This is a genomic window from Arthrobacter sp. S2(2024) (assembly GCF_036662515.1).
Taxonomy (GTDB): domain Bacteria; phylum Actinomycetota; class Actinomycetes; order Actinomycetales; family Micrococcaceae; genus Arthrobacter.
This window is the reverse complement of sequence record NZ_JAYKZI010000004.1, coordinates 1-19460: the sequence shown is the minus strand read 5'-3', so window position 1 is coordinate 19460 and position 19460 is coordinate 1. Positions and strand designations below refer to the sequence as shown.

Genomic DNA, 19460 nt, shown 5'->3' with positions numbered 1-19460 from the left:
GGAAGCGTGCTGTACTTCTAAACTATCCGGCTATTGCTGAATCAGGCTGCTCGCCATGGACTCGACGGCCAGCAGCGGTGCCACGTTGGTGGTGGTGATCCGCACGCGCGCCTTGTTGATGGCATCCATGCGGGCCAAGGTGATTTCAGGCGTGGAGCCTGCCGCATAGGCCTCCAGTTCACTCCTGAGTTCAACGTTGACCAACTCCACGGCGTTCCCCAGTTGGATGACCAGGACGTCCCGATAGAAGGACAGCAGATCAGTCAGCGTGCGGTCGAGGGAATCGGTGATGGAGCGCTTGGCCCGCCGTTTCTGGTCGTCCTCAAGTTGCCTCACCTGGCTTCGCATCGACGGCGGCAGCGTGCCCGATTCCGGAGCGCCCAAGCTCGCGAGCAGGGCGACCTTTTCGGCGGCGTCGCGTTCGTCGTTGGAGCTGTTGGCTTCATCAGTCGCGATCTTGACGAGCTTTTCGGCCATCATCACGGCGGCAGTGACGCCCCTCAGGCCCAGCGGGAAACGGACAGTCTCCATCCGGCGTTCCCTGGCCTCCGGATCGCGGGCCAGCCGACGCGCAATGCCGATGTGGCTTTGGGCAGCGCGGGCGGCCCGGTCAGCGATGGCGGGGTCGACGCCGTCGCGCCTTACCAGCAGGGCGGCGACGTCGGCAGCCGGCGGAATCCGAAGGCTCACGGGACGGCAACGCGAGCGGATGGTGACCAGCACATCCGCGGGCGACGGCGCGCACAGCATCCAGATGGTCCGGGGTGTGGGTTCCTCGATGGCCTTGAGCAGTACGTTGGTGGTGCGCTCGGCCATACGGTCCGCGTCCTCCACCACAATGATGCGCCAGCGGCCCGACGCCGGCCGGTCGCCGGCCTTGGACACCAGCTGGCGGGCTTCTTCGATGGTGATGGTGACCTTCTCCGTGCGCACGAAGGTCACGTCTGAGTGGGTCTCGCCAAGGATGGTCCGGCACGATGCGCATTCGCCGCAGCCTCGAAGGGCGACGTCGTCCTGCTCACAGTTCAATGCCGCCGCGAACGCCTTGGCCGCGTTGGAACGGCCCGAACCCGGCGGTCCGGTGAACAACCACGCGTGCGTGAGGCCTTCGCCTTGGGCAGCCGCGCGCAATTGCGCGACGACGGGCGCTTGGCCCTGGAGCTCGTCCCAGACGCTCATGTGCGGCTCCCAAGTAAGTCCTGCACGCGCCGGAGGATCTGCGCGGCGAGGTCCTCGACGGCATCCTTGGCGGGCAGCACGAGGTACGTCTCCGGGCGCGCCTGTGCCAGTTCCAGGAAAGCGGCACGGATGCGGGCGTGGAAATCGTCCGGTTCCGACTCGAGCCGGTCCTCGGCAGCGTCTCCGGCAGTTCTGCGGTCCCGGCCATCGCCCGGGTGGACGTCGAGGAGGACCGTCAGGTCCGGCTCGAGTCCTTCGGTGGCCCATTCGTTGAGCCGCCTGACGTCGACGGTTCCGAGATCCCTGCCGGCGCCCTGGTAAGCGACGGAGGAGTCTATATAGCGGTCCGTGATCACCACTGCGCCTTGTGCCAACGCCGGGCGGATTACCTGGCTTGCGTGGGCGGCCCGGGAGGCTGCGAACATCAGGGCCTCGGTCCGGGGATCAATAGTGCCGTGGCCGTGGTCCAGCACGAGGGAACGCAGCTTCTCACCGATCGGCGTGCCTCCGGGCTCCCGGGTGCGGAGCACGGAAAAGCCAAGGGACTCGAGCGACTCAGCCAGGCGGGCGGCCTGCGTGGACTTGCCGGCCCCGTCCCCGCCTTCGAAAGCGATGAAGAGTCCGGGGCGCTGGTCCGGCATGGGGCTCTGGTCCTGCTTGAGGCGCTGCGTAGTCACGGATCTAAGCGTACAGAGGAACTCTGACAGTGCCCGACGACGGCGCTCGCCCGCCCGGGCGCGACGCACCCTACCGCTGGGCGAGACGAAGCCGTAACAGCTTTCCAGCGCCCGCTCCCCGCGCCGTAGGCTGGGGCAATGAGTCTTTCCCGAGAACATGCCGCAGACCTGTCCCCTGACACTGTGGTGGTGGCGGCAGGCCGGCCCGAACGAAGCCATGACCAGCCCGTCAACCCGCCCATCGTTCTGTCCTCCACGTATTTCGGCACGGGAGCACTGAGCGACGGCGACCGCGGCTACGGACGCTATGCCAACCCCACGTGGGATCCGTTCGAGGAAGCGCTGGCCCAGCTGGAAGGAGCCGAGCTGCCCGGCCTGCTGTATGCCTCGGGCCTGGCCGCGGTGAGTTCCGCGTTGTCGCTTGTGCCGGCCGGGGGAGTCCTCGTCATGCCGACGCACAGCTACGCAGGATCGCTCGTCATGGCCACCGAACTCGCGGCCAAGGGCATTCTTGAATTGCGGACAGTCGACATCGCGGACACTGACGCCGTCAAGGCGCAGCTCGCCCCCGCGGATGGAAAGCCCGCCAGCATGCTGTGGATCGAAAGCCCCACCAACCCCATGCTCGGCATCGCCGACGTCCGGGCCCTGGCCACCGTGGCCCATGAGGTCGGTGCCATCGTGGTCACGGACAACACCTTCTCCACGCCGCTCGTCCAGCAGCCCCTCAGCCTGGGCTCCGACGTCGTGCTCCATTCGGTGACCAAATACCTGGCCGGCCACTCCGACGTCGTACTCGGCGCCTTGGTGACATCCGACGCCGGGCTGCGCGGGGAACTCCTGCACCACCGCATCATCCACGGCGGCATCGCGGGCCCGTTCGAGGCCTGGCTCGCGCTCCGCGGACTGCGCACGCTGGCACTCCGGATCGAGCGCTCGCAAGCTTCTGCAGCAACCCTGGCCGAGCGGCTGAGTACCCACCCCCGCGTCGAGTCGATCCGTTTCCCGGGCCTGCCCACCGATCCCGGCCATGAGCGGGCCAAGTCCCAAATGAAGGGCTTCGGCTCGATCCTCTGCATCCAGCTCGCCGGAGACGGGACCCGCAGCGGTGCCGACGCGGCAGATCAGCTGGTTCGTGCATTGCAGTTGTGGATCCCGGCGACGTCGCTGGGCGGCGTCGAATCCCTCATCGAACGCCGACGCCGGCACACCGCCGAGCCGCTCAGCGTGCCGGACAACCTGGTCAGGATGAGCGTCGGAATCGAGAACGTCGAAGACCTCTGGGCGGATTTGGAGCAAGCGTTCAAGTCGCTTGACCGCTAGGCTTGTGGGCGTGGACGGAAAAATTTTGATTTCAAACATCCAGAATGGGATTTGGTTCATTCTGGGACTGGTCGCCTTCGCTTTGGAGCTGTGGGCGCTGGTCGATTGCCTGCGCCACAAACCCTCGTCCTTTGAGGCCGCGTCCAAGCGCACCAAGACTTTCTGGCTTGCCCTGACCGGGATCGCAGCGGTGATCGGCGGGCTTTCCCTGCTCGGTGGCGGCAGTGGCTTCGGCTTCTTCGGCATCGCGGCTGTCACCGCGGCGTGCGTCTATTTGGCGGACGTCCGTCCCGCGGTGAAGGAAATCGGCAACAGCGGCCGCAACCAAGGGCCGTACGGTCCCTGGTGATCCCCACCGGCTCCCAGCCTTCGCAAGCTCAGGCCGGGGCCCTCGCCGGTGTGGGCCCAGGCCTGCCCGCGGCCAACTAAGCCGGGGCCACCGCTGACCAGTCGACCGTAAGTTCCCCCAAGCGCCAGCGCGAGGGTCCGTCCTGAAGGGGCCAACCGGCGTCGCGCATTGATTGGCACATGGCGGTCCACCGCTGCCTGCTGCCGAAGGACGCAAGCGGTGCGGCTTCCAGCCAGGCTTGGTCCAACGCATTCAGGAAAGCATGGATGCGTTCGCCGGGGATATTGCGGTGGATGAGTGCCTTGGGCAGGCGTTCGGCCACGTCAGAGGGCAGTTCGAAGCCGCCGAACCGCATGGACAGGCTCAGGCTCATCGGCCCGTCCGGATCCAGTGCAACCCACGTCACCCTGCGGCCGATTTCGTCACACGTACCGTCGATGAACAACCCCTGCGGTGCCAACCGCGACTGCACGAGCGCCCAGATCCCCGCCACGTCCGACTCCTCGTATTGCCGCAGTACGTTGAAGGCGCGCACCAACACTGGATTGCCCGGAACAGGAACCTCGAAACCGCCCACGTGGAAGCTGAGCCCGGGCCTTTCCAAGGGCTTCGCGATACTGACTCGCTCGGGTTCGATCTCGATCCCGCACACGCGGACGTCCGGGCGGACGGCCTGCAGCCTTTCGAAGAGTTCGACGGCGGTGGCCGGGGAAGCGCCGTAGCCAAGGTCCACTACCAAGGGGTCGACGGCGGAGCGTAGCCGCCATCCCTGCGGGCCCGCCAACCAGCGGTCCAAACGGCGCATGCGGTTGGGATTGGTGGTGCCCCTGGTGATGTTTCCGACGGGTTTGCCGCGCCTTCCCTGCACCCGCTCCGCTTTTCGCACCACCGTCCCACTTTATCCTCCAGCGCGGGGTCACTTACGGCCCATCCGGCGGACGAACACCGGCGCTAAGTGACCCCGCGTTGTGGAGGGCGTAACGCCCGGCAACGGCAGGGCTTGATCGCTTAGGATGAAAACCATGACTTACAAGCTGATTCTGCTGCGCCACGGCCACAGCGACTGGAACGCCAAGAACCTGTTCACCGGCTGGGTGGACGTCGACCTGAACGACCAAGGCCGCGAGGAAGCAGCCCGCGGCGGAGAGCTTCTGGTCGAGAACAACATTCTCCCGGACATCCTGTACACGTCCCTGCTCAAGCGGGCCATCAACACCGCGAACATCGCCTTGGACAAGGCCGATCGCGGCTGGATCCCGGTCAAGCGTGACTGGCGCCTCAACGAGCGCCACTACGGCGCCTTGCAGGGCAAGGACAAGGCCCAGACCCTCGCTGAGTTCGGTGAAGAGCAGTTCATGGAATGGCGCCGCAGCTACGACACCCCGCCGCCCTCGCTCTCCGACGACAGCGAGTTCTCCCAGGCACACGATCCCCGTTACGCGGACCTCGGCGATGCCCTCCCGCGCACCGAATGCCTCAAGGACGTCCTCGTGCGTCTCCTGCCGTACTGGGAATCCGACATCAAGGAAGACCTCAAGTCGGGCAAGACCGTCCTGGTCACGGCTCACGGCAATTCCCTGCGCGCGCTCGTCAAACACCTCGACGGCATCAGCGACGAAGACATCGCGGGCCTCAACATCCCCACCGGCATCCCGCTGGTCTACGACCTGGACGAGAACTTCCAGCCGATCAACCCCGGCGGAACCTATCTCGACCCCGAGGCCGCGGCAGAGTCCATCAAGGCTGTAGCTGCCCAGGGCAAGAAGTAGTTTTTGAGAGAACGACGGCGACCGGCCCACCTTGCGAGGTGGGCCGGCCGCCGTCGTTGTTTGCTAAGACTGGCTAGAAGCCTTCAGGCTGCCATTCACCGGTGACCAGGTAGGTCACCTTGCGGGCAACGGAGACGCCGTGGTCGGCGAAACGCTCGAAGTAGCGGCTGGCGAGGGCCACATCCACCGTGGTGGCCGCAGTCTCGGCCCAGGCAGGATCAGCGATTGCCCTGAAGACGCTCAAGTGCAGATCGTCCACGCGGATGTTGAGCTTGAGGATGTCGCGGGCAACTTCGAGGTCGCGGGACTCCAGGAGCAGCGTCACCTTCTGGATGATTTCGAGGTCGAGGCGCGCCATGTCCTTGAATGTCGCCGTCAGCTGCTCGGGGATGACCGTGGCCGGGTAGCGCAAACGGGCCAGCTGGGCCACGTGCCGGGCGAGGTCACCCATGCGCTCCAGGGATGCGCTCATCCGCAGGGAGCCGACAATCATCCGGAGATCGCTTGCCACGGGGCCCTGGAGGGCCAGGATGTCGATGGCGCGCTCGTCGAGGCCGTTCTGCAGGAAGTCGATCCGCGCGTCGGCGGCAATGACATCCTGGGCAAGATCGACGTCGGCGCCTTCGAAGGCGGTGGTCGCGTTCTGGATCGCCTCAGTGACCAGCTTTGAGATCTCGATGAGGTCCTCACCGACCTGGATGAGCTCCTCCTGAAAAACCTTGCGCACGGTGGCGTCCTCTCCTTGGAAATCTCCTCCGCACCCCTCTGACGGCGCGGAAATCATCACAGCTAACTACGGTCCAACTAGTAAGAGTGGCAGTGGTCAATGAACGATTGCGCACCTTTAGGTGAACGTTAGCTGAATCGGGGCGGTTTGGTGACCGTTCCATATTTTGCAGTGTTTTGAGCGCATAAGCTAGATCCGTGGATCCAGTGCTCATCGGTGTCATCGCAGGTCTAGTCGGCCTGTCGTGCGGCGTCTTTGGCGTGCTCGCGTTCAGGCTCAGTGAACGGCAGCGGAAGATCGTGGACCTGGACGTCACCGAGCCGCTTCTTCCGGAGGGAGCAGCGGAGGTGCTGTCGGTCGTCGGGCGCGCTTTCGTCGTCGTGGACGCGATCGACGGCGTGGTCCGGGCCAGTCCCGCGGCCTATGCGTACGGCCTCGTGCGGGGCCACACAGTGGTGCACAAGCAGTTGCTGGACATGACCGCAAAGGTGCGGCGCGACGGCGTGATCCTCGAGGAGACTTACGAGTTGCCCCGCGGTCCATTGGGCAAGGGAACCATTGTGGTCCAGGTGCGGGCAGCCATGCTCGGATGGGAATATATCGTCCTGCTGGCCGATGACCGTACTGAAATCACCCGTACCGAAGAGATCCGCAACGACTTCGTGGCGAACGTCTCGCATGAACTCAAGACGCCGGTGGGCGCCATCTCCCTGCTTGCGGAAGCGCTCGAGGCGAGCCCGGACGACGAAGAAGCCGTGCGCCGCTTCGCGAAGCGCATGCACAAGGAATCGACACGGCTGGCCGCGCTGGTTCAGGACATCATTGAGCTGTCCCGGCTTCAAGGTGCCAATGTGGCACAGCAAGGGCACGCCGTGGACATCAATACGGTGATCTCCGAGGCCGTGGACCGCTCGCAGCTCCCGGCCGAGCTCAAGAACATCAAGATCGTCGTCGGGGGCCGCACGGAAACGATGGTTTTCGGCGACCAGGACCTGTTGGTGACCGCCTTGCGGAACCTGATCGACAACGCCATCCGTTATTCGCCGGAGAACACCCGCGTGGGAGTGGGGGTCCGCGCCAAAGAAGGCGTGGTGGCCATTTCCGTCACGGACCAGGGCGAGGGTCTCAGCCCGGAGGACCAGGAACGCATCTTCGAACGCTTCTACCGTGTGGATGCGGCGAGGTCCCGGCAGACCGGGGGAACAGGCCTGGGACTGAGCATCGTCAAGCATGTGGTGTCCAACCACGGCGGCGAGGTCACCGTCTGGTCCCAGCCAGGCCAAGGTTCTACTTTCACCATCCGCCTTCCGGAAATGGAAGGCCAGGAGGACGACGACGCCGGGGCGAAGCCCCGAAGCGTGATTCAAACGACGGGCGCCGTACGCGCCCTAGAGCAAGGAGCTGGCGCTTGAGCAGGATTCTGATCGTGGAGGACGAGGAGTCCTTCAGCGACCCTCTGTCCTACCTATTGGGCAAGGAAGGCTTCGATGTCCAGGTTGTGGACAACGGCAGTGACGCCTTGGTGGAGTTCGACCGGAACGGAGCCGACCTGGTGCTGCTGGACTTGCAGCTTCCGGGGACCCCTGGCACTGAGGTCTGCAGGCAACTGCGCCAGCGTTCCAGCGTCCCGGTCATCATGCTGACGGCCAAGGACTCGGAAATCGACAAGGTGGTTGGCCTGGAGCTCGGCGCGGACGACTACGTCACCAAGCCGTACTCCTCGAGGGAACTCGTGGCGCGCGTGCGTGCCGTGCTGCGCCGCCAAGGCGAACCGGAGGAACTCATCACGTCCACCGTCCAGGCCGGCCCGGTGCGGATGGACATTGAGCGGCACGTTGTGAGCGTCAACGGCGAACAGGTGTCGCTTCCGCTGAAGGAATTCGAACTCCTTGAGATGCTCCTTCGCAATTCAGGCCGGGTGCTCACCCGCGGGCAGCTGATCGACCGCGTCTGGGGCTCGGACTACGTGGGCGATACCAAGACCCTGGATGTCCACGTGAAGCGCTTGCGCAGCAAGATCGAGCCGGACCCCTCTGTTCCCCGCTACCTGGTGACGGTTCGGGGCCTGGGCTACAAGTTCGAGCCGTAGGAACCTACAGCAAAAAGGAAGGGCTCCCCTTGAACTGCTCCCCGAAAGTTGGACTGAGAATTCAGTTCTGACTTACGGGGAGCAGTTTCATGTTAAAAAGCAGTTCGTTGTCCGAGGAGCAGCGCGCGGCCGCGGTAGCGTTGTTTGAGACCGGTTGGGGCGCGAAGTCCGTTGCCGCAAAGCTCGGGGTGAGCAAGCGGGCCATAGGCCGGTTGTATGACCGGTGGAGAGTTCGCGGAGGTACAACGCTAGTGGCCAAGCCAACCAAGCGGCAGTTTTCGTTTGAGTTCAAACTCGCTGTTGTGCAGCGGTTTCTGGCTGGAGAGACCCAGGTGGCCTTGGCGCAGGAGTTCCAGCTGTCGTCCCCGATTCTGATCAAGAAGTGGGCAAGCCTGTATCGGAATGAAGGTGAAGACGGTCTGCGTCCGAAGCCCAAGGGCCGCCCGAAGTCGCCTTTCGGGGCGCCGTCGCAGCCTGAGTCAGAACTGCAAAGGTTGCGCCGTGAGAACGAGCGCTTGCGGGCAGAGGTGGCGTTCCTGGGAAAAGTGCAGGCCTTGAGGGACGAGGATCGGCGGTAAAGGTCCGCGCCGTCATCGCTCTCAAGGCCGAACACCGTCTGGAATTGCTCCTGGACATCGCGGGCATTGCCCGCTCGACGTTCTTCTATCACCAGGCCCGGCTCCAGGCCCCCGATCCGCAAGAGGCTCTCAAGCGCGCGGTCACGGAGATCTTTAAGAAGAACCATGGCAGGTACGGGCACCGACGGGTCCACATCGAGCTGGCCAAGCAAGGCTGGAGGACCGCGAAGAAGACCGTGCTGAAGCTGATGCGGACGCTCGGGCTGGTCTGCAAGGTCCGGCGGAAGAAGCGCTACAACTCCTATCGAGGCGAACAAGGCGCCGTCGCTCCGAACGTGCTCAACCGGGATTTCGAAGCCACCGCCCCGAACCAGAAGTGGGTGACGGACGTGACCGAATTCAGCGTCGGCGACCGCAAACTCTACCTCTCACCTGTCATGGACCTCTTCGACCGGCAGATCATCTCGTACACCCTCGGCATCTCGCCGAACCTGGAGCTCACCAACACGTCGCTGAGTAAGGCGTTAACGACCCTCAAGGACGGTGAGAAACCGCTGGTGCATTCCGACCAGGGATTCCAGTACCAGCATCACTCCTGGCGGAATCTCCTCAGCGCTGCCGGAGCGGCCCAATCAATGTCACGCAAGGCCAACTGCTACGACAATGCCGTGATGGAAAACTTCTTCGGCCATCTCAAAGAAGAACTCTTCCACCGTGTCCGGTTCATCAGCACCCAGACACTGACAGCGGCACTTCACGAGTACATCAGCTGGTACAACACCGAACGGATCTCGACAAAGCTCGAGGGCCTGAGTCCGGTGCAATACCGTGCCCAGGCCCTCGCGGCTTAGGATCTCACTTAGCCAGTCCAACTTTCGGGGACCAGTTCACCTCGTGGGAGCCCTTCCTTTTTGTCTTCGTGGATCCAGCTTGTTGCCGACCCTAGCGGCCGCTGGCGGCCTAGTGGCCTAGTGGCCGGTTGCGCTTGCGCTCGGCGTCGCGCTGGTGCCCGAGGTCGCACTGCTGCTCGGGGTGGCGGAACCGCTGACCGAGGGGCTCGGAGAAGCGGAAACCGTGGGGAGGTACTTCGAGTATTCCTTCAACGAAGCATCCAGGACCGGGAACTGCACGGTGCGGGAATCGGAGCCGGTCTTGATGGTCACGGAAACCATGGAACCCGGGGCTCCGCCGCTCGTGCTCAGAATCGCGGGGTCGGTGTTCTCGTTGAGGTAGGTCTGGGACTTGGCCTTGACCGGAATAGTCGCCTGTGAGCCGCCTGCGCCACTGATGGTCAGGGTTGCATCGCTCGAGGAAGTGTTGAACACGGCACCAATGACGCGTCCCGGCTTGTTGGCGTCCGTGGAGACGATGAGCATGTTGCGCAGCTGAAGCGAACCGAGGTCATCCCTGACGCCATCAGACGGAGAGTACTGCTCGTTGGTCTGCTGGGGGTTGATATAGCCACAGCCGGTCACGGACAAGAGACCGATGCTGATGGCGGCCGCCGCCATCGCCAGTTTGCCGCGCTGGACACGGTTCATCGCAGTAATGCGCACGACACGTACTCCTCTAAGAGTCATTGGAACACTTTTCAGCCATAGCCTATCGGCAAACTAGCAGGAACAAGGATTCCGATCACCATTGTGGCGGCCCTCCAGAAGGAGTAGGGTCATCCGGAACGTTGCGTTCAATGCACTTTTATGCCCTCCCGTCAAGAGGGTGCCGGAGGGTCGAAAAGGCCATTTTCCGCGTATTTACTGGGCTCAGGACCCCTTTCCGTGCCAATCGTATGCCTTAAGCGTGATAAACTGGTCTGCGGGAAAGGGGAAAGTCCACATGGTTTTTGAGGTCGGCGAGACAGTAGTTTACCCTCACCACGGTGCAGCAAAAATTGAAGAAATCAAGATGCGCACTATCAAGGGCGAAGAGAAAATGTATCTCAAGCTCAAGGTGGCTCAGGGTGATCTGACCATTGAAGTTCCAGCAGAAAACGTAGACCTTGTTGGGGTCCGCGACGTAGTGGGCAAGGAAGGCTTGGAGCACGTATTTGACGTTCTCCGCGCCGAGTTCACTGAAGAGCCCACCAACTGGTCCCGTCGCTACAAGGCAAACCTGGAGAAGCTTGCTTCCGGCGACGTCATCAAGGTTGCAGAGGTCGTCCGCGATCTTTGGCGCCGTGATCACGATCGCGGCCTTTCCGCAGGTGAGAAGCGAATGCTGGCCAAGGCTCGTCAGATTCTGATTTCAGAACTGGCATTGGCTGAGAAGACCGACGAAGAGAAGGCCGCAAGCGTTCTCGACGAAGTTCTGGCTTCCTAACAGAGATTCAAAGATTTGAACCCCGGTAGCAACCTGCTGCCGGGGTTTCCTTTTGCCCGAAAGCTGAGCTCCCAGCGCCGCAGCCCAACCAACTCGCAGTAGGTGTCGTTCTGGGCGACCAAAACGACACCTAGTGCTAGCTAGTTGGGCCGGTGGGCACCACGTAGGCTTGGGCGCATGACTACACCATCCCAGCGCGAGGCCACCGCCGTCGTCGTCGTTGCGGCAGGCTCCGGTGAGCGGCTTGGCTACGGCATGCCCAAGGCGAAAGTGCCGCTGGGCGGCGAAACGATCCTGACCCATGCCCTTCGCGGCGTCGCGACCGCAGATGTTGCCCGCCAGATCTGCGTGGCAGTCCCGGCGGGCGATCTGGAAATGCGCGAGCTTTGTGAACAATTCCGCCAAGAGCTGGGCGCTGACGGTCCGCTGATCACCGTGGTCGACGGCGGATCCACCCGGGCCGCTTCGGTCCGGGCGGCCCTTGGGGCGGTCCTTGAGGGAACCCGCGCTGTGCTGGTTCACGACGCCGCGCGTGCCTTGACTCCCGACCGGGTCTTCCACCGCGTAGCCGTTGCGCTGTCGTCGGGCGCCAAAGCGGTCATCCCCGCTATTCCGGTGGTGGACACCGTCAAGATGGTTGCGGAAACGGACGGGGACGACGCCGGAATCGCGCCGGAGATCGTCACGGGCACCGCCCCGCGAGAACAACTGCGCGCCGTGCAGACTCCGCAGGGATTCGACTATGAAACTTTGCTGCGCGCCCACGCGGCGGCCGCGACGTTCGACGACGAGCAGTCGGCGGCAGTCACGGACGACGCCATGCTCGTCGAGCTCCTGGGCGTGCCCGTGCACACGGTCCGGGGCGCCAGCCAGTCGTTGAAGATCACCACGCCGCTGGACCTCATCATTGCCGAAGGCCTGCTGGAAGGGCCGCTCGGAGTCCGCTGGGTGGAAGGCTGATGGCAGGCTCGCAGAACGTAACGATGATCCTGCCGCGCACCGGCATCGGGGTGGACGTGCACGCCTACGCACCTGACAACGATCCGCAGCCGCTATGGCTCGGCGGGCTGTTTTGGGAGGGGGAGCGCGGACTTTCGGGGCATTCCGACGGCGATTGCGTCGCCCATGCGGCTGCGGACGCGCTCTTCTCGGCGTGCGGCATCGGTGATCTGGGCACGCATTTCGGCACGGACCGTCCCGAACTCGCGGGTGCGTCCGGGGTGAAACTCTTGGGGGAGGCTGCCAGGATCGTCCGTGCCGCCGGTTTCGAAATCGGGAACGTGGCAGTGCAGTTCGTTGCCAACAGGCCAAAGTTCGGGCCGCGGCGTGAAGAATCGCAGCGTGTCCTCAGCGCCGCCGCTGGAGCTTCCGTCAGCGTCACGGCAACCACCAGCGATGGCTTGGGTTTCACGGGGCGTGGCGAGGGCATTTCCGCCGTCGCCACGGCACTCGTGTACGCCGTGCCGGGAGCGCACAAAGGCGATAGCGCCTAAATCGCGCCTAAACAGGGACGGATGGCGCCCAACGAAGCCTGATGGTCCGCATCCGCTAATCTGGAGCGGTGACCCTGCGCTTTTACGACACCGCATCCGCCGAAGTCCGCGACTTCGTTCCCCTTGAAGCCGGCAAGGCCAGCGTCTACTACTGCGGTGCCACGGTGCAGGGGATGCCGCACGTGGGACATGTCCGCTCCGCGATCGCCTTTGACCAGTTGACCCGCTGGCTTGAATATCGCGGCCTGCGTGTCACCGTTGTCCGCAACGTCACAGACATCGACGACAAGATCCTCGCCAAGTCGGCGCAGTCATTCGGGCCGGACTGGGCCGAGGAACCAACAGCCAAGGCCGAGGAAGAATGGTGGGCTCTGGCCTACCGCTACGAGCAGGAATTCGAGCAGGCCTACGACGTCCTGGGCGTTTCCCGCCCTACGTACGAACCGCGCGCCACCGGCCATATCCCGGAGATGCACGCCCTCATTCAAAGGCTCATCGACCGCGGCCACGCCTACCCTGCGCTGGACGACTCCGGCGACGTCTACTTCGACGTCCGCTCCTGGAGCAAGTACGGCTCGCTGACCCGCCAGAACATCGACGATATGCAGGGCGCCGCCGACGTCGAGCCGCAATTCAGCAACAGGAAGCGCGACCCGCGGGACTTCGCGCTGTGGAAGGGCTACAAGGACGGGGAGCCGACGACGGCGAGCTGGGTTTCGCCGTGGGGAACCGGCCGGCCGGGTTGGCATCTTGAATGCTCCGCCATGGCTACGAAGTACTTGGGCCAGCAGTTCGACATCCATGGCGGCGGATTGGACCTCCGCTTCCCGCACCACGAGAACGAGATGGCACAATCGCAGGCTGCGGGCGACGAGTTCGCCAACTTCTGGCTGCACAACGGCATGGTCACGTATGAGGGCGAAAAGATGTCCAAGTCGGTGGGCAACACCGTGAGCCCCGAGGAGATGCTCGAGCTCGCGAGTCCGCGCGTTGTCCGGTACTACCTCGGCCAGGCGCAGTACCGCTCCATCCTGGACTACCGGCCCACCTCGCTTCAGGAGGCTGCGGCTGCCGTGGAGCGTATCTACGGTTTTATTGCGAAAGCCTCCAAGAAGTTCGGTGGCGAGTTTGCCGCCCACCCTGAGTCGAGTCCCGTGCCGGATGCCTTCGCTGCTGCCATGGATGACGATCTCAACGTCCCGCAGGCCCTTGGCGCCCTGCACGAGACTGTCCGTGCCGGAAACACGGCGCTGGCGTCGGGGGACGACGCTGGAGCCCGGCAGGCGCTCCAGGCCGTGATGGCCATGACCACTGTGCTCGGACTGAACGATGTACGCGGCGAGGTCCAGGAGAATTCCGAGACCGCCCAGGCCCTTGAGGTCCTTGTGGAAGCCCAGTTGCAGGCGCGGGCCGACGCGCGGGCCAACAAGGATTGGGCGGCTTCCGACGCGATCCGGGACACTCTCGCGGCAGCCGGTATCGCCGTCGAGGATGGCGCCGACGGCGCCAGCTGGAGCCTCAAACGGGACTGAGAAAGGGCCGTCGTCCCGATTTAAGTTGATTCAGTAGACTTGATTGCAGACGTACTCAACACAATCAAGGGTGGAATTCATGGCCAACAACGGTCGCCGGGCTGTCAAGAGCAAGAAGGGCCCCACCACCGGAACCGGTGGCCACGGTCGAAAGGCCCTCGAAGGCCGGGGTCCGACCCCCAAGGCTGAGGACCGCGAGTACCACAAGGCGTACAAGAGCAAGCAGCTTGCTGAACGCTCCGCAGCCAAGCGTGCGGCCGGAGGCGCCAGCCGCTCCAACCCGGGCGCCCGCTCGGGCCCCAAGGGCCGCGCTACCGAGGAAGTGGTCACCGGACGCAATTCCGTGGTGGAGGCACTTCGCGCCGGAATCCCCGCGAAGGCACTGCACGTTGCCATCCGGATCGAGATGGACGACCGCGTCAAGGAATCCCTCAAACTCGCTGCCGAACGCGGCATCCCGCTGCTGGAAACCGGTAAGCCCGAGCTTGACCGCATGACCGAAGACGCTGTCCACCAGGGCCTCGTGCTGCAGATCCCGCCGTACGAATACCAGGACGCCTACGACCTCGCCGAAGAGACGGTCGCCAAATGGAAGAAGGGGTACATCCCCAACGCGCCCCTCTTCGTTGCGCTCGACGGCATCACCGACCCCCGCAACCTGGGCGCCATCATCCGCTCCGTTTCCGCCTTCAGCGGCCACGGCGTGATTGTCCCGGAGCGCCGCTCCGTTGGTGTCACCGCTTCGGCTTGGAAGACCAGCGCAGGCGCGGCGGTCCGCGTTCCCGTGGCCCGGGCGTCCAACCTGAACAACGCCCTCAAGCAGTTCAAGCAGATGGGTATCTTCGTGTTGGGCCTGGACGGCGACGGCGATGTCTCGCTGCCGGATCTCTCCTTGGCCACCGATCCCGTGTGCATTGTTGTGGGTTCCGAGGGCAAGGGCCTCAGCCGCCTGGTCCGTGAAAACTGCGACCAGATCATCTCCATCCCGATCGACTCCGCCATGGAATCGCTCAACGCCTCTATGGCAGTGGGCATCTCCCTGTACGAAGTCTCAAGGCAGCGCGCGGCCAAGTAGCCGATTGGGTGGCGGCCCAGCCGCCGGCCAAATACTGACGCTCGCTCACTTATGTGGTGTTTCCGACGGACGCCCGCTCACTTAGGTGAGCGGGCGTCCGTCTATTTATCCCCAGATGTGAGCGGGCATCCTTGTTTTTGACGCCAGATGTGAGCGAGGGTTGCCGTTACCTTCAGAAGTCGCGGCGGTTCGCCAGGACCGGGAGCTTGACCCGCGCGTCCTCGACGACGGCGGCGTCCAGTTCCGCGAACAAGAGGCCGGGTTCGGCGTCGAGCTCTTCCAACACGTTTCCCAAGGGGGACACGACGACGGAGTGCCCCACTCCGGTGGGTGCCGCACCTTTGGGTTCACGGCCCTGGGTCACTGGATCGCCCTGACCGCACGCCAGAACGAAGGTCGTGGTGTCGAGGGCCCGGGCCCGCGCGAGCAGCTTCCACTGCTCCGCCTTCCCCGGTCCGGCTCCCCAGGAAGCGGACACGATATTCACATCGGCTCCGCGCTCGGCATTGGCCGCGAAGAGCGCCGGGAATCGGATGTCGTAGCACGTGGCCAGGCCAAAGGTGAGGCCACCGGCGTCGAACGTCACAGGATCGGTGCCGGCGTCGACGGTGTCGGATTCCGCAAAGCCGAACGCGTCGAAAAGGTGGATCTTGTCATAGCTGGTGTCCACTCCGGGCCCGGTGGCGATCAGGGTGTTCCGGACCTTGCCGTTGCTGCTGCCGTCGGAGGCCACTCCAGGGGTGAACATTCCGGCCACGATCACGATCCCAAGATCCTGGGCGATCTTCCGCACCCGGCTTGCCCATGGCCCGTCCAGGGGCTCGGCGATGTCGAGCAGGGAATTTCCGAACGCCCGCATGGTCGCTTCCGGGAACACCACGAGCTCGGCGCCGCCCTCCTTGGCCCGGCGCGCGTAGTCTTCCAACAGGACCAGGTTGTCTGCCAGCTCGCGGCCGCTGATGAGTTGAGCAAGAGCGATTCGCACGATTACCTCCACATTGGTGTATAGCCAAAGTATGCAACGACCGTGCCGAGGATACGAACTCATCCGCGTGCGCGCGGGCGTCTTCCGCGCAACCGACACAATCCGCTCCAACGACCGGTTTCACGAAAAGCGCAACGGGCCGGGGGAGATGACGTTTCAGCAGGTGAGCAGCTTGTTTGCGCTCCCGGGGGCCGTCGGTTTGGGTCCGACCGGAGGATGCGGGCACTGTCATATGGGCCGTGGGCAAGGGAGAATTGGCGCTGGAGACTAAACTCTCAACTAATGGTTATGCCGATTTTTGACACAGCATCTACAGTGGACGCCTCGCGGCCGTCGCCGCTCGGGCTCAGTGTTCCGCTGCCCGGGAAATCCGACCGCGACACCTCCTCGCCGGACCGGGTCAACGTCGCTGTATGGGCCCCCGGACTCACTCGAGTCGAAATCGCCTACAAGGCCCCGGGCGACTCCTGGAAAGTCCACACGCTGCCCAAACTCGAGGACGGCGTGCACCACGGGATCGTGGACGGGCTTCCGCTCGGCACCCGGTACGGTTTCCGGGCAGCAGTCCACGAGGACACACTTCCACTATCTGTGCCTGCTCCGGACTTTGACGCCGACGACGCCGAGCAGCTCTTGCTGGATCCTTACGGTCGGGCGGTGCACCAGCGCGGAGAACTGCTGACCTCCGTGCGGATGGACTCGGCTTTCGATTGGGGCGACGACCGTCCGATGCGCACGCCGTGGCGGGAGACTATTGTCTACGAGGCACACGTCCGCGGCCAAAGCATGCTGCATCCGGATATCCCCGAGCACCTCCGCGGCACCTACGCGGGCATGGCCCACCCCGCCATGATCGAGCACTTCCACTCATTGGGAGTCACGGCTGTCCAATTGCTTCCCATCCACTTCCACATCGACGAGCAGCACCTGCAGTACTTGGGCCTCACCAATTATTGGGGCTACAACACAGCAGCCTTCTTTGCGCCCCACTCGGACTACGCCACGCAGGCAGCCCAGCAGGCCGGGCCACACGCCGTCCAGGATGAATTCAAAGGCATGGTGAAGCTCCTGCATGCCGCCGGGATCGAAGTGATCCTCGACGTCGTCTACAACCACACGGCGGAAGGCGGCCCCGACGGCGACACCCTCAGTTTCAGGGGCCTCGGCGAGCAGCGGTATTACCGCCACGATGCCCACGGCCGCTACCTCGACACGACGGGCTGCGGCAACACCCTCAATTTTGCGGAACCGAGGGTAGTGGATCTGGCCATTGAATCGCTGCGCTATTGGGCGGAAGAATTCCACATCGATGGCTTCCGTTTCGACCTTGCCGTGACCCTGTGCCGCAATGCGGGCAACGAGTTCGATCCTGAACATCCTTTCCTGAAGCGCATCGCGGAGGACCCGGTGATCTCCAAGACCAAGCTCATTTCCGAGCCGTGGGATGTGGGCTACGGTGGCTGGCAGACAGGGCGGTTCCCCAAGGGATGGGTGGACTGGAACGATCACTTCCGCGACGGAGTGCGCCGCTTCTGGCTCTCTGACCGGGGCGCTGCCGACGCCGGGATGTCCGGGGGAAACGTGGGGGTCTTGGCGGACGCCTTGACTGGCTCAGCCCGGGTCTTTGAACCCTCTGGGCGCTCAAGGCTCGCCTCCCTCAACTTCATCACCGCCCACGACGGTTTCACGCTTGCCGACTTGGTGTCCTACGACCGCAAGCACAACGAGGCCAACGGCGAACAAAACCGCGATGGCCACAGCGACAACCGCAGCTACAACCACGGATTCGAAGGACGAACGGAGAACGAGAGGATTCTCGCGGCCCGTGCCCTTTCGAAACGGAACCTCATGACGACGTTGATGATCTCCATCGGCGTGCCCATGATCACCGCCGGCGACGAGCTTGGGCGCACACAGCAGGGAAACAACAACGCCTATTGCCAGGACAACCCCCTGACGTGGATCGACTGGACCCAGACACCCGAATCGCACGACATGCTGCGGAGCACCAAACGGGTGATCCGGCTCCGCAAGGAGTTCATGCAGGCCCAGGACGCGGGCTTCCCGGACAAGGGGACGGGCCTGGACTGGTTTGATGAGGAAGGCCAGCCCATGACGGCGGCCCGTTGGCACGATCCTTCCCTGCGGGTTGTGCAACTCCTGGTGAGCTCGGAGGGCGGCGCCTACCGCGGCTTGCTCGTGATCAACGGGAACAAAGACGATCAGAAGGTCGTCCTGCCCAAACTGGTCGCCGAATCCGGTGCCGGCAGCCGGATGTTCGAACTAAGACTGACGACGTCCGAGCTCAATGACCGCAGGCAGGGCGCGCTGGTCGCGGCAGGCGAACGGGAAGTCGTCCAAGGCAACACCATCAACGTCTACCGCACCTAGGAACCATGAAAATCTATTCCGCAGACACGTGGACACTCGAAGAACTACAGGAACAAGTGTCCGACGCCGGCCGCCGGACCGTGATGGTGCCGCCGGCCGCAAACAAGGAGGCCGTCCTGGAAGTGTTCGGCCAGGTGCTCGATTTCCCCGAGTACGACGGCGTGGACCTGGATGCGCTCAACGATTCACTCCACGATTTCGCAGACAGTGTGTCCGAGGACGAGCAACCACCCGTCACCCTGATTTGGCAGGTCCCTGCCGTCTACCGAACGGACCGGTCCTTCGGGTTGGTCTGCGAAATCCTCCAGGACGCCGAGTTCTACTCCGGGCGCGACCTCGCTGTCATAGCGGTCTTCCAGCAGTAGCGCGACCGGGCGGGCAGGGCCCGCCCGGTTAGCCGCTACGCGTTGACGATCAGCCCCAGTTCGGCCTTGGAGGCCAGGGAGGGGTGTTTCGGGAAGACCCGGACGGTGTAGCCGAAGGACCCGGAGCGGTTGATCAGGATGGACCCGGTGAACAGGTGGCGCCCGTTGCCAAGGTCCTCGAACGAGCTCAGTTCGGCCACGGTGATGTCCTCCAGCTCATCGCTTTCTTCGGCCCGCCCATAGGCCACCTCGACGCTCACATCGTCCGGTGTCAGCGTATGGAGGGCGATGTAGGCGTTGACCTGGAGGGTGTCGCCGATCTGGGGCTCCTCGGAGACGCCGATGGAATCGACGTGTTCCACGATCAGCTGTGGCCAGGCGGTGCGGACCTTGGTGGTCCAGGCCGCGAGTTCCTTCGCTTCCTTGAACGAGCCGGCCACGGCGCGCCGTCCCGACTCGGCCGCGGGGCGGTAGAGGGTGTTGACGTAGTCTTGGAGCATGCGGTCGGCCGAGACGGCGGGGCCGAGGTGGGCCAGGGTGTGCTTGATCATCGAGACCCAGTGTGTCGGCACGGCTTCCGGGCCGGACTGCGAGGGCCCGGCCGCGCCG

20 protein-coding genes and 2 pseudogenes are annotated in these 19460 nt (G+C 64.0%); 15 read left to right on the top strand and 7 right to left on the bottom strand.

Annotated features, from left to right (window positions below):
* Positions 1-30: 30 nt before the first annotated feature.
* Both VLA65_RS09495 and tmk read right to left on the bottom strand, forming a co-directional pair.
* Positions 31-1179: a DNA polymerase III subunit delta' gene (locus VLA65_RS09495; protein WP_284988794.1), complete on the bottom strand. Its 1149-nt coding sequence runs from the start codon at positions 1177-1179 to the stop codon at positions 31-33.
* Positions 1176-1820, bottom strand: a complete 645-nt coding sequence (gene tmk / locus VLA65_RS09490) for a dTMP kinase (RefSeq protein WP_059388660.1) — start codon at positions 1818-1820, stop codon at positions 1176-1178. The genes VLA65_RS09495 and tmk overlap by 4 nt, the downstream gene beginning before the upstream one ends.
* Positions 1821-1994: 174 nt before the next feature.
* Between tmk and VLA65_RS09485 the strand changes: the two genes are divergently transcribed.
* Complete coding sequence (locus tag VLA65_RS09485) at positions 1995-3179, top strand: trans-sulfuration enzyme family protein (protein WP_332602352.1); 1185 nt, start codon at positions 1995-1997, stop codon at positions 3177-3179.
* Positions 3180-3189: 10 nt separating this feature from the next.
* Positions 3190-3528 (top strand): DUF2516 family protein, encoded by a 339-nt coding sequence (locus VLA65_RS09480; protein WP_306962709.1) that lies wholly within the window; start codon positions 3190-3192, stop codon positions 3526-3528.
* A 76-nt stretch (positions 3529-3604) separates the two neighbouring features.
* Here VLA65_RS09480 and VLA65_RS09475 read toward each other — a convergent pair whose 3' ends face one another.
* Positions 3605-4417 carry a class I SAM-dependent methyltransferase gene (locus VLA65_RS09475; RefSeq protein ID WP_442880274.1) on the bottom strand — a complete coding sequence of 271 codons (813 nt, stop codon included), beginning with the start codon at positions 4415-4417 and terminating at the stop codon, positions 3605-3607.
* Positions 4418-4550: 133 nt separating this feature from the next.
* Here VLA65_RS09475 and VLA65_RS09470 point away from each other — a divergent pair, with 133 nt between their 5' ends.
* Entirely contained in the window at positions 4551-5297 is a 747-nt protein-coding gene (locus tag VLA65_RS09470) for a phosphoglyceromutase (RefSeq protein WP_332602351.1), read from the top strand.
* Positions 5298-5370: 73 nt separating this feature from the next.
* Here the strand turns inward: VLA65_RS09470 and phoU are convergent, their stop codons facing one another.
* Positions 5371-6024, bottom strand: a complete 654-nt coding sequence (phoU, locus tag VLA65_RS09465) for a phosphate signaling complex protein PhoU (protein WP_284753411.1) — start codon at positions 6022-6024, stop codon at positions 5371-5373.
* A gap of 206 nt (positions 6025-6230) precedes the next feature.
* On the opposite strand from phoU, the gene VLA65_RS09460 reads away from it, so the two are divergent.
* The 5 genes and pseudogenes from VLA65_RS09460 to VLA65_RS09445 all read left to right on the top strand — a co-directional run bounded on the left by VLA65_RS09460 (position 6231) and on the right by VLA65_RS09445 (position 9542).
* Positions 6231-7436, top strand: coding sequence for a sensor histidine kinase (locus VLA65_RS09460; protein WP_284988815.1), 1206 nt, complete (start codon positions 6231-6233; stop codon positions 7434-7436).
* Positions 7433-8113, top strand: a complete 681-nt coding sequence (locus tag VLA65_RS09455) for a response regulator transcription factor (protein ID WP_059388662.1) — start codon at positions 7433-7435, stop codon at positions 8111-8113. The genes VLA65_RS09460 and VLA65_RS09455 overlap by 4 nt, the downstream gene beginning before the upstream one ends.
* An 89-nt stretch (positions 8114-8202) precedes the next feature.
* A pseudogene (locus VLA65_RS21990) lies at positions 8203-8331 on the top strand (helix-turn-helix domain-containing protein); the annotation flags it as partial.
* A 33-nt stretch (positions 8332-8364) separates the two neighbouring features.
* Positions 8365-8691: a helix-turn-helix domain-containing protein gene (locus VLA65_RS09450; protein ID WP_332602350.1), complete on the top strand. Its 327-nt coding sequence runs from the start codon at positions 8365-8367 to the stop codon at positions 8689-8691.
* Between the two features lie 44 nt (positions 8692-8735).
* Positions 8736-9542: an IS3 family transposase gene (locus VLA65_RS09445; protein WP_332602349.1), complete on the top strand. Its 807-nt coding sequence runs from the start codon at positions 8736-8738 to the stop codon at positions 9540-9542.
* A gap of 117 nt (positions 9543-9659) precedes the next feature.
* Here VLA65_RS09445 and VLA65_RS09440 read toward each other — a convergent pair whose 3' ends face one another.
* Complete coding sequence (locus VLA65_RS09440) at positions 9660-10232, bottom strand: hypothetical protein (protein WP_059388664.1); 573 nt, start codon at positions 10230-10232, stop codon at positions 9660-9662.
* 295 nt (positions 10233-10527) lie between these two features.
* Here VLA65_RS09440 and VLA65_RS09435 point away from each other — a divergent pair, with 295 nt between their 5' ends.
* From VLA65_RS09435 to rlmB, 5 genes are all read left to right on the top strand, one after another.
* Entirely contained in the window at positions 10528-11010 is a 483-nt protein-coding gene (locus VLA65_RS09435) for a CarD family transcriptional regulator (protein WP_011690592.1), read from the top strand.
* A 177-nt stretch (positions 11011-11187) separates the two neighbouring features.
* Entirely contained in the window at positions 11188-11970 is a 783-nt protein-coding gene (ispD, locus tag VLA65_RS09430) for a 2-C-methyl-D-erythritol 4-phosphate cytidylyltransferase (protein WP_332602348.1), read from the top strand.
* Positions 11971-11993: 23 nt separating this feature from the next.
* Positions 11994-12503: a 2-C-methyl-D-erythritol 2,4-cyclodiphosphate synthase gene (ispF, locus tag VLA65_RS09425; RefSeq protein WP_370872236.1), complete on the top strand. Its 510-nt coding sequence runs from the start codon at positions 11994-11996 to the stop codon at positions 12501-12503.
* A 68-nt stretch (positions 12504-12571) separates the two neighbouring features.
* On the top strand, positions 12572-14035 hold the full coding sequence (gene cysS, locus VLA65_RS09420; RefSeq protein WP_306962714.1) for a cysteine--tRNA ligase: 1464 nt from the start codon (positions 12572-12574) through the stop codon (positions 14033-14035).
* A 79-nt stretch (positions 14036-14114) separates the two neighbouring features.
* Positions 14115-15110, top strand: a complete 996-nt coding sequence (rlmB, locus tag VLA65_RS09415) for a 23S rRNA (guanosine(2251)-2'-O)-methyltransferase RlmB (RefSeq protein ID WP_284753371.1) — start codon at positions 14115-14117, stop codon at positions 15108-15110.
* Between the two features lie 172 nt (positions 15111-15282).
* On the opposite strand, the gene VLA65_RS09410 is transcribed toward rlmB, so the two are convergent.
* Positions 15283-16095 (bottom strand): carbon-nitrogen hydrolase family protein, encoded by an 813-nt coding sequence (locus tag VLA65_RS09410; protein WP_332602347.1) that lies wholly within the window; start codon positions 16093-16095, stop codon positions 15283-15285.
* Positions 16096-16377: 282 nt separating this feature from the next.
* Here VLA65_RS09410 and glgX point away from each other — a divergent pair, with 282 nt between their 5' ends.
* Together glgX and VLA65_RS09400 are read left to right on the top strand one after the other, a co-directional pair.
* Positions 16378-18486 (top strand): glycogen debranching protein GlgX, encoded by a 2109-nt coding sequence (glgX, locus tag VLA65_RS09405; protein ID WP_332602346.1) that lies wholly within the window; start codon positions 16378-16380, stop codon positions 18484-18486.
* A 5-nt stretch (positions 18487-18491) separates the two neighbouring features.
* The gene (locus tag VLA65_RS09400; RefSeq protein WP_306962720.1) at positions 18492-18851 is read left to right on the top strand and encodes a barstar family protein; all 360 of its coding nucleotides are present in this window, start codon (positions 18492-18494) and stop codon (positions 18849-18851) included.
* 35 nt (positions 18852-18886) lie between these two features.
* Here the strand turns inward: VLA65_RS09400 and VLA65_RS09395 are convergent.
* Positions 18887-19460: pseudogene (locus tag VLA65_RS09395) on the bottom strand (DUF3417 domain-containing protein); the annotation flags it as partial.